A 9,754-nucleotide genomic window follows, 5' to 3' on the forward strand; every position below is an offset into this window, starting at 1 on the left:
TCGTATGCGTCGGCATCATTCTTTTGATATTTTCGATACGCTGGTTGCCCGTCGTTGTATCGAGGCCCGCAACATTTTTCTGGAAGTTGAAAACGAGGTGCGCCTTCACGGTTTCGCAAACCTGAGGGTGCAGGCGGAGCTTGCCGTGGCGGCAGGGCCGCATACGTTGGACGATATTTACGCCGTGCTCGTCAGGCAATTCGGATTCGATGCCGAGGTAGCCGAGTACCTGAAGGGACGGGAAATCGAAGCCGAGATCTGCAACGCCATAGGCATACGCGAGAGCCTCGATGCGGTGGAGCATGGCGACGTGCTGGTGACGGATATGTACCTGCCGCGCTGGGTTATTCTCAAAATCCTGGACAAGGCCGGTTTGCGCAAGAAGGTGGGCTTGGTCATATCGAGCGCCGGCAAGCGTACGGGAGAGATCTGGCCGAAATTGGGTGCCGTGCTGGCTTTGGAGCAGCATGCCGGGGACAACCCGCATTCGGACGTGAAATCACCGTTAGGCTGCGGCGTATTCGCCGAGCACGTGGTATCCAGCAATCTGAGCGCTTATGAGAATTTTCTGCGCCAGAATGGGTTTGAATTGCTGGCCCGCCTGATGCGGGAAGTGCGCTTGACAGCACTGGGCACTGGCCAGAGCACGGAGATTAAACAGCAGCGGCAGTTGCAGATCAACCACAACATTCCCATCCTGGTACTGGCGTCGGTGTATTTGAGTCTGCTGTCCAAGCGGCTTGGCGTCAGCAACATTTTGTTCTCCAGTCGGGATTGTCATTATCTCCAGAGAATTTTCTCGGCCCTGGAGGAGAAGGCGGGCTGGAATCTGCCGTCTGAATATTTCTACACCAGCCGGCTGTGCCGCGTGGCGCCTTCACAGGCTTACCTGAAATACTTCGCAGACCGTGCCACGAATCGGTCGCTGGTGGTGGATCTGTGCGGCACCGGTTGGTCGCTGGGACACCTTTACACGCAGGCCGGCGTCACGCCGCGCACGTTCTTCCTGCATGACCTCAAAGGTAACAACGCCAAGGGTGCCGAAATCTATGAGTCTGTAAAAAAGAGCGCTGGTGACTTCGTCGCTTCCTCGCTGGTTTCTGACCCAGGGTTGAAAAATATAGGCCTGGAGCTGGTCAACTATGTCGATTCCGGCATGGTGACCGACGTGATGAACGTTGAGGGTTATTGTTCCATGGTGCCGGTATTCGAGCACCCCAATTACCCGGCCAATGTTTTGAAAACCATCCATGAGTTCGAGGAGACGCAGGAGATATTCCATGGCGTGCTGCAGCGGCACGACGTGCCGGCGCTGGTGAAGGAGGTGCAGCGCCATGCCGGCAAGCTGGCCGGCGTGGTGGCCGAGCTTTACCGCAACCTGGGCCAGAGCGTGAGCTGCGTGGACGACCTGGCGCAATACCACGGACGCCAGGACGCCAAGACGCTGTGGAAGCTGCGGCAGCAGGCTGCCCGCTGAACAAATGGCAGCCAAGGCCATGTGCCGGCGCCCGTTTTGACTGCGGCTTTCAGCCCGACGGAAAATCCTGATGAGCAATATCGTATATTTTTCGGTTCCCTCGGACGTTCCCTCCGGTGGCCTGAAGGTGATTTATCGCCACAGCGAGCTCATCAATGAGCGCCTGGGATCCTCGCAGATATACAACATGATTCAACCCGATTCCGGGTTTGCATGCTCATGGTTTTCCCACAAGGCCAGAATCAAGACCGACAAATTCCTGGATCCCGGCAACGATTTTGTGGTGCTTCCGGAGGGCTTGATTTTTGGCTACTGGAAGAGGTTGGTCGAAATGGGGGTGAATTATGGCATCTTCGTGCAGAACGGCTATCTGATGCAAAAGAATCTGGAGTCTTCGGAATTCCACGATGCTTATAAGCACGCAAAAATAATACTGTGCATCAGTCAGGATGTCATCCGATGCGTCAATCATCTTCATCCTGGGCTTTCGGAAAAAATATGCCGGGTGACGTATTCCATAGACCGCGCCTTGTTCAAACCAGCCGAGGCCAAGGAAAAGATAATTACCTACATGCCCAGGAAGATGAGCGACCACAGCAAGCTGGTCATTGCCTTCCTGGAAGGCCGCCTGCCGGCAGGCTGGAGGCTGCAGCCCATTGATGGGGTTGGCGAGAGCGAAGTGGCCAGGCTGTTGTCGAAGTCCATGATATTCATGGCCTTTTCCTATTTTGAGGGACTGCCTGTGCCGCCCGTGGAGGCGGCGCACTGCGGCAATCTCGTGATTGGATATACAGGGCAGGGTGGGCGTGAATACTGGCAGCCGCCCAGGTTCACTGAAATTCCTCAGGGCGACATTGTTTCTTTTGCGGAGGCCGTGCTGCAGGCGGCTCGCAGGCTGGACGCTGACGCTTCCCTGCTGGACACCACGGCTGGGTGCGAGACCTTGTTTGAGGCCTTCTCGCCTGACTTTGAGCAGCGGCTTCTGCGGGATTTTGTAAGCAGGGTGGACGCCTTGTTTGCCTGATTTTGCAGTGCCGCAAGACAGATAAATTCAGGCTTGGTAGGCGGTTTCGTGATTTTCCTCTTGGATCATGGTGTGTGGTAGGAGGGGCGCAGCAGGCCGGGCGCCATCGAGATGAAGCGATTCATAAAATTGAAGGAATGGGGTGTCAGCGTCAATGCGCTCATGCGCCCTCCCGACAGTTATCTGGAGAATACGGACGGTAGCCTGCGTAGCGAGGATTTTTTGCTGCGCACCGACGAGAATGGCTTCATTCGGACAGGCCATCATGTCCCTGCTGATGCCGAGCGCATCGTTATTCTTGGCGACAGCGTGCCTGAGAATTTATATGTGCATGAGGGGAAAAGAGCATGGCCGCTGTTGGAAAGGTTGTTCTTCACGAATAACAAGCTGGTCGGAATTCTTAATGGCGGGATGTCTGGCGCTACCATGCTTCACACGATCAATTGTTTCATCAATAAAGTCGTGCCTTTGAATCCCAAGGCCGTGGTGGTGATGAACGGCATATCCGACATTGAAGCTGGGCTGATGAAGGATGGTTATTGGTCGGAGGATCACTACGTCACGCCGATCACCAGGCAGACTGACGTGGCCTGTCCCCGCACCCAGCAATTAAGGCTGGAGCAGCGCGAAAAGTTTCTCCAGATATTTCACCACATGGCGGCGGTCCATGGCGTGCCCGTGGTGTTCACGACGGTGGCACACCGCGCAGACCCAGACGAGCCTTTCATCAGGCAAATGTATGGCGATATATCGGAATTCCAGCGCAAGGTGGAATATCGAAGACTGATGAACGCGCAGACCAGAGAGTATTGCAGGAAAAATTCCCTCAACCTTGTTGATCTGGAAAACGACTTGAGAAGCGAGGGGAACATTTTCTATGATGAATACCATCTCAATGAGGCCGGTTCCGCGGTGGTGGCGCTGCAGTTGTACAAGCGCCTGTCGTCCTGCCTGATTTTCTAGCGTACAGGCGCTGAACTGGGCGGCAGGCGCAGTCTTGTTCGGCGCATTGGCGCCGGCATGGCTGCCTAGACTGCCGCACATCGCCTTCAGCGGCCCGGCCGCTGCACTGCACGGCCCGCCCGTGCGCCAGCCCCGATCACCCATGCAAGCAGTACCTCTCGCCATCCACCTGTTCCAGATCGCGTATTCCGAAGCCTCGCGCGCAGCCATAGAACCGGGCTACGCCGTGCTGGACAACCTGGCCAACCCGCGGCCGGACTGGTACGAGTACTGGCCCATCCGCCAGTTCCTGCTGGAGCAGCCGCTGGACGAGGCGGCGTTCTACGGCTTCTTCTCGCCCAAGTTCCGTTCCAAGACGGGGCTGACGGCGGCGCAGGTGCGGGCCTTCGTCACCGCGGCGGTTCACACGGCGCAGGCCGACGTTGTGCTGTTCTCGCCGCAGCCGGACATGGGCGCGTTCTTCCTCAACGTCTTCGAGCAGGGCGAAACCTTCGACCCGGGCCTGATCGACGCGTGCACGCAGTTGCTGCGGGGCATGGGTCACGACGTGCCGCTGCGCGAACTGGTGATGGATTCGCGCCAGATCGTGTTCTCCAACTACTTCGTGGCCCGGCCCGCCTTCTGGCGCGAGTGGCTGAAGCTCAACGAGGGGCTGTTCGCCGTGTGCGAGGGCCCGGACAGCCCCTTGCGCCAGGCGCTGTGCCTGCCCACGTCCTACCCGGCGCAGCGCAAGGTGTTTGTGCAGGAGCGCATGGCCTCGCTGCTGCTGGCCACGCAGCCGCAGTGGCGCAGCGTGGCGCACGACCCCTTCGGCTTCGCCTGGTCGCAGTCCAAGCTGCAGCAGCATCCGACCGAGGCCTACATCAGCGATGCGCTCAAGCTCGCCTGGCGCACGCAGCCCTTCCCGGAATACCTGCGCGCCTTCTCCGCCGTGCGCGAGCAGGTATGCGCCGCGCCCACGCCGCTGCTCCTGCTGGAGCGCGGCGCCGCTTTCCAGGCTGTGGTGCGCGACTACGAGATGGTGGCGCGCATCCCCAGCGGCCACTACAACTTCGGCGGCAACTCGGTGGGCTTCAAGTCCATCGTGCACCACGTGTTCCCCGAGCGGCAGGCGCAGGCACTGACCCTCCTGGACATTGGCTTCGGCCTGGGCGACCTCGGCCGCCTGGTCAAGAGCCATCCGCAGTCGGCGCACTGGCATGTGGACGGCGTGGACGGCTACTTCGACGCCTGCTGCAACACCGCGCTGTTCGAGCAGCGCCTCTACCGCAACGTCTGGTATGGCCTGGCCGGCAGCATTCCCAAGGAAGCGCTGCAGCGCTACGACATGCTGTGCCTGTTCGACGTGATCGAGCACCTGGACGCAGCTGCGGCCAAGGCGCTGCTCAAGAGCCTGCTGGAATCGCTCGGGCCCGACAGCCACCTCGTGCTGAGCACGCCGCTGTTCTTCTGGCCGCAGGACCAGCACCACCCCGGCGACCTGGAGGAGCACAAGATAGGCGTGCCCGCGCATGCGCTGCTTGGGCTCATGCCCACGGCCTACCACATCAGCAGCCAGCACCTGATAGGCACCTTCGTGCTGTCGCGCCGCAGCCTGGAGCACCTCGACAACTTCGTGCCCGTGGAGACGCCGGCCTTCACCATGGAAGCCGGCCTGCAGCACCTGCACGAGCTCGGCCTGCAGGCCGACGACACGCTCTACAGGTGAGCGGCGCGGCGCGGCGCGTGGCCGTGCGCCGCGGGCCGTCTTGGTGATGGCAGCCCAGGTGGCCCTGGCGTCCTGTCCGCCTGCGCGGGCAGGACGCGCAGGCGCCTGCGCCCTTTGACGAGGCGCGATCAGGCGGGCCGCAGCTTGAACACGTACTGGAAGGGCTGGGCGTCCTGCACGGCCAGCTCGGGGTCCATGCCGCTGGCCTGCGCCATGGCGCGGATGCCGGCGAGCACGCCGTCCTGCAGCGGCGTGTAGGGCAGGTTGCGCGTGAGGCCCTGTTCCACCGCCCAGCCCGCGGCCTGGAACATCTCCAGCATGGTGATGCGCGTGAACCAGCGGATGTGGGTGCGGTCCATGAGGCCGTTGTCCTCGTAGCGGAACTGGCCGCTGGCCAGGCGCCACTGCACGGTCCAATGCTGGGCGTTGGGAATGCAGGTGAGCAAGCAGCCCTGCGGGCTGATGCGCCCGCGGATGCGCCGCAGCAGCGCCCAGGGGTCGCGCAGGTGCTCCAGGCAGTCGCCGAAGATCCAGCAGTCGCTGGGGAAGAGGCTGTCGAAGACCTCGGGGGCAAGCTGCTCGATGTCGCCGGCCAGTGCCCGCGTGCAGTGCTGCGCGGCGGCGCGGGCGTAGTCGGGGTCGATGTCCACGCCCACGTACTCGGCCGCGGGATGCGTGGCGCGGTAGGACTGCGCCATGGCGCCGAGCATGCAGCCGATCTCGACCACGCGCTGCGCGTCCTCCGGGATGAGGGACAGCAGCTCCTGGTTGACGACGAGGTGCGCGGGGGTCTGTTTCATGCGGTAAAGCGAATGGGTTGGAAGGGATGGCCCGCGGCTCAGTGGGCCGCCAAGGCCGCCTGGAGCTCGCGCACCTTGAGTTTCAGGCGCAGCAGGAAGTTGTGGCTGACGCCGTCGTCGCACTCGTTGCGATCGTGCTGGTGGTACCAGCTGTCGGGGCGCACCAGGGCCGGGTCGCCGTCGGCGGCACCCATGTTCTGCTTGGTGGCCTTGAAGAACTCCCAGCTCTGCACCGCGTAGTGGTTGATGCGCAGCGCCTGGTAGGAGGGTTCGAGATCGGCCATGAAGCCGTGGTGCAGCGGGCGCAGCAGCTCGTCGAAGGTGCCGCGCGGGGTGTCGAACAGGTGCGAGCCGCGGATGTCCACGGCTTCGCCGCCGCGCACGATGGACTTGACGTGGCGGTTGGGCGGGAAGCTGCGCGCGCTGTGGCGCGGGTAGTTCTGCATCACCAGCCCCTGCGGCTCTTCCACGTGCGCGTTGCCGCCATAGCAGAGCCAGTACACGCCCAGGGCCGACAGCGGCTGCGCCGCGTAGGGCTCCAGCGCCTGGCCGACGTGGTCGCAGGCGGTGGGCATGAGGAACTCGTCGCCGTCGATGAAGGCCATCCAGTCCACGTCATGGCCGTAGGTGCTCCAGGCGTGGCGGTAGGCCAGCAGCTGCGCCTGGGCGGGCACGTCCAGCGCGTGCACTGTGACGGGGTAGTGGCGCGCCAGGCGCAGCAGCGTCTGCGTCATGCCGTCGTCGGTCTTGTGGGCATAGACGTAGAAGCGGTTGAAGCCCACGAGCATGTGAAAGGCCAGCCACTCGACGATCCAGGGACCGCGGTTGCGTTGGATGGAGGTGATGGCGAGCTTCATGCCGCATGGGAAAAGCGAAGTCGGCAAGTGGAACCCGGATGGCGGGTTGGCGGTCGGCGAAAAAGCCCGCTGCTTAGGGCGCCATTTCTTGCCATCCGTCCACGGCCCGCATGCCGGCAGCATCCGGTTTGCGGCCAATGCACCGTTCCGTCGAATTGTTGGCGTGGCCGTGCTTGGGCCCGGAAGGGGTCTGCCGATAACATTTCGGATTGCTTGCCGGCGCCTGAAATGAACGCTCACCAAATTCCCATCGTCACGGTTTCCTACAACTCCCCCGAGCTGATCCTTGGGCTGCTGTCGTCGCTGCGCCAGTTCTATCCCAACCCGGTTTACGTCATCGACGGCTCCAGCGCCGAGCACCAGCCCAAGATTCGCGAGGTCGCCGAGCAATTCGAGGGCGTCCAGTTCATCGGTTTCGACTACAACATTCACCATGGTCCCGGCATGGCTTGGGCCATCCAGAATCTGCCGCTGCAGGGTCCCACGCTGATCCTGGACTCCGACATCGTCGTGCTGCGCGACGGTTTCGTGGAAGCGCTGCAGGAGGAGCTGCAGCCGGACGACTACGGCGTCGGCATGGTCAGCCACGTGAACGAGGACGGCATCGTGGTGGAGTACAGCGAAGGCATGACGCCTTACCTGCACCCGCCCTGCATGCTCTGCAACGTGGAGGTGATGCGGCAGTGGCCGATGCCCATCAAGCACGGCGCGCCCATGATGGACGCCATGCGTGCGATGCGCGATGCGGGGGAGTCCACGCGGCTGCTGCGCAACGTGGACTGGGTGAGGAACGACCTGACCGACGGCTCCACCAAGATCTTCCTCAACCACATCGGCCGCGGCACCGTCGTGGCCACCGGGGGCTATCACCTGGAAGAATGGATGGCCGGGCTCATTGCCAAGCACACGAAGAAGAAGGCCAGTGGCACCGCCGCCGCGCCCAAGGGCGGCTACAACACCGAGCTGCTGCGCCTGATGCCCGGCGGCGCTCGCCGCATCGTGGAAGTCGGCTGCAGCACCGGCGTGCTGGCGCAGGCCTACCGTGCCTTGAACCCGGAGTGCGACTACTGGGGGCTGGAGCTCAACCCCACCGCCGCCGGCATCGCCCGCGGCCACTGCGACCGCGTCATGGCCCTGGACATCGAGACCATGGCCGACAGCGACTGGGACACCCTGCGCGAGCGCGACTGCTGGGTGTTTGGCGACGTGCTGGAGCACCTGCGCTATCCCTGGCGCGTGCTGTCGCGCGTGCGCCAGATGCTGCCCTCCGGCGGTTGCATCGTCATCAGCGTGCCCAACGCGCAGCACTGGAGCGTGCAGGCCCGGCTGGCGGTGGGGTCCTTCCGCTATGAGGACCAGGGCCTGATGAACCGCGGCAACCTGCGCTGGTTCACCCGCGTCACGCTGCTGGAGATGCTGCAGCAGGCCGGCTTGCGCATGGAGGCAGGCGTGCCGCGCATCTTCGACGAGCCGGGGCGGCAGGCGGTCATGCCCGCGATCCGCCAGATGGCGCAGGCCATGGGCGTCAGCCCCAACGACGCCGAGCGCGATGCGCTGGCGCTGCAGTACGTGGTGCGCGCCGTGCCGGCCTGACGCACGCCGGCACATGGGCCCCCAGGCCGTTGCCAGGGCAACGGCGTTGCGCGCGGGCCCGCGCCGCTTCCTTGCGGCGCGCCTTTACTGGAGCGCTGACGTCACGCCCAGCCCCAGCGACCACAGCAGTGCCGAGGCCTGCTGCGCGTCCAGCAGCGCGTTGATGCGCGTGACCTGCAGGTTGTGGAAGTCGCCCTCGGTGGAGATCACGTCGAAGAGCGAGCGCCGCCCAAGCTGCTGCCACTGCAGCCGCGTGGCCTGGCGCAGCCGCTGGCTGACCTGCAGCACCTCGGTGGCGCGCCGGGCGCGGTCCAGGGCCGATTCGGCCTGCTCCTGCGTCTCGCCCACGCGCGCCAGGCGCTGCGACAGCGCCTCTTCGCGCTGTGCCAGCGAGGCCTCGCCGCGCAGGGCCGAAGCCGCGAGGGCCGGCTTGGCCGTGGGGTCCAGCAGCGGCACGGCCACGCTGATGCCGCCGCTCCAGGCGCTGTAGGCACCGCCTGTGCCGCCAGCCACGCGCGTGCCGCTCACGCTCCAGTTCCATTGCGGTCCGCGCTGCGCGCGCAGCGCGCGGGTGAGGTGCTGCTGCGCCTCGGCCTGCGCGCCGAGCTGCGCGATGGCGCTGGCCTGCGCCGCGGCGTCCAGCGTCTGCTGCAGCGGCGGCGGGCCGGCCAGCAGCGCCTGCAGCGGCGCCTGCGGCAGCGGGGTGCCGTCGCCGATGTAGCGGCGCAGCCGGATCTCGGCCTGGCGCTGTTGCGAGCGCGCCTGCGCCAGTGCCAGGTCGGCCTGGCGGTAGGTGTTGCGCGCCTGCAGCAGCTCGCTGGCGCGGCCGCGGTCGGCGGCCACGATCTGCTCCAGCGCGGTCACGAGGCAGCCCATGCTGGCCGTGTAGCGCTCGTAGACCTCGGCCTGCAGCAAGTAGCGCTGGCGCTCCAGCGCCTGCGACAGCGTCTGCAGCGCCACTTGCTCGCGCGCATCGAGCTCGCTTTGGCGCGCGGCCTCCAGCAGCCGCGCGCGCCAGTTGACCAGCTCGTCACGGTAGCCGCCGTCGAACAGCGGCGCGCTCACGGTGAGGTCGGCGCGCAGCTGCTGCCCGTTTTGCTGCAGCCCGTAGCTGCGCTGGCCGGTGGCGTTGCCGCTGCCGTTGAGCGTGGCGCTGGGCAGCGGTGCGGCGCTGGCTTCCTGAAGGTCGGCCTCGGCGGCTTCGGCCAGCAGCCGCGCGGCGCCCAGCGCCTGGCTGCGCAGCTCGGCCTGGCGCAGTAGCCGCTGCATCTCCTGCCGCGCCTCGGCGACGGCGGCGTCGCCCGGCGCGGGCAGGGCGCTCAGGGCCAGCTC

General features: G+C 64.5%; 8 protein-coding genes. 5 read left to right on the top strand and 3 right to left on the bottom strand.

Features of this window, described 5'->3' with window-relative positions:
- Nucleotides 1–4 precede the first annotated feature (4 nt).
- The 4 genes from SM757_RS28940 to SM757_RS28955 all read left to right on the top strand — a co-directional run bounded on the left by SM757_RS28940 (nucleotide 5) and on the right by SM757_RS28955 (nucleotide 5,172).
- Complete coding sequence (locus tag SM757_RS28940; protein WP_322468020.1) at nucleotides 5–1,477, top strand: hypothetical protein; 1,473 nt, start codon at nucleotides 5–7, stop codon at nucleotides 1,475–1,477.
- 70 nt (nucleotides 1,478–1,547) lie between these two features.
- Nucleotides 1,548–2,501: a glycosyltransferase family protein gene (locus SM757_RS28945; protein WP_322468021.1), complete on the top strand. Its 954-nt coding sequence runs from the start codon at nucleotides 1,548–1,550 to the stop codon at nucleotides 2,499–2,501.
- Nucleotides 2,502–2,612: 111 nt separating this feature from the next.
- Complete coding sequence (locus tag SM757_RS28950; protein ID WP_322468022.1) at nucleotides 2,613–3,464, top strand: SGNH/GDSL hydrolase family protein; 852 nt, start codon at nucleotides 2,613–2,615, stop codon at nucleotides 3,462–3,464.
- A 142-nt stretch (nucleotides 3,465–3,606) separates the two neighbouring features.
- A complete protein-coding gene (locus tag SM757_RS28955) occupies nucleotides 3,607–5,172 on the top strand; it encodes a methyltransferase domain-containing protein (protein ID WP_322468023.1) in 1,566 nt (521 codons plus the stop codon).
- Between the two features lie 128 nt (nucleotides 5,173–5,300).
- On the opposite strand, the gene SM757_RS28960 is transcribed toward SM757_RS28955, so the two are convergent.
- Both SM757_RS28960 and SM757_RS28965 read right to left on the bottom strand, forming a co-directional pair.
- On the bottom strand, nucleotides 5,301–5,972 hold the full coding sequence (locus SM757_RS28960) for a class I SAM-dependent methyltransferase (protein WP_322468024.1): 672 nt from the start codon (nucleotides 5,970–5,972) through the stop codon (nucleotides 5,301–5,303).
- A gap of 38 nt (nucleotides 5,973–6,010) precedes the next feature.
- Nucleotides 6,011–6,829, bottom strand: a complete 819-nt coding sequence (locus SM757_RS28965) for a glycosyltransferase family 2 protein (protein ID WP_322468025.1) — start codon at nucleotides 6,827–6,829, stop codon at nucleotides 6,011–6,013.
- A gap of 228 nt (nucleotides 6,830–7,057) precedes the next feature.
- Between SM757_RS28965 and SM757_RS28970 the strand changes: the two genes are divergently transcribed.
- Complete coding sequence (locus tag SM757_RS28970) at nucleotides 7,058–8,422, top strand: bifunctional glycosyltransferase/class I SAM-dependent methyltransferase (protein ID WP_322468026.1); 1,365 nt, start codon at nucleotides 7,058–7,060, stop codon at nucleotides 8,420–8,422.
- 84 nt (nucleotides 8,423–8,506) lie between these two features.
- On the opposite strand, the gene SM757_RS28975 is transcribed toward SM757_RS28970, so the two are convergent.
- Nucleotides 8,507–9,754, bottom strand: a 1,248-nt coding sequence (locus SM757_RS28975) for a TolC family protein (RefSeq protein ID WP_322468027.1), incomplete at its 5' end; no start/stop codon positions are given.

It is taken from the genome of Azohydromonas lata, from assembly GCF_034427735.1.
GTDB lineage: Bacteria > Pseudomonadota > Gammaproteobacteria > Burkholderiales > Burkholderiaceae_C > Azohydromonas > Azohydromonas lata.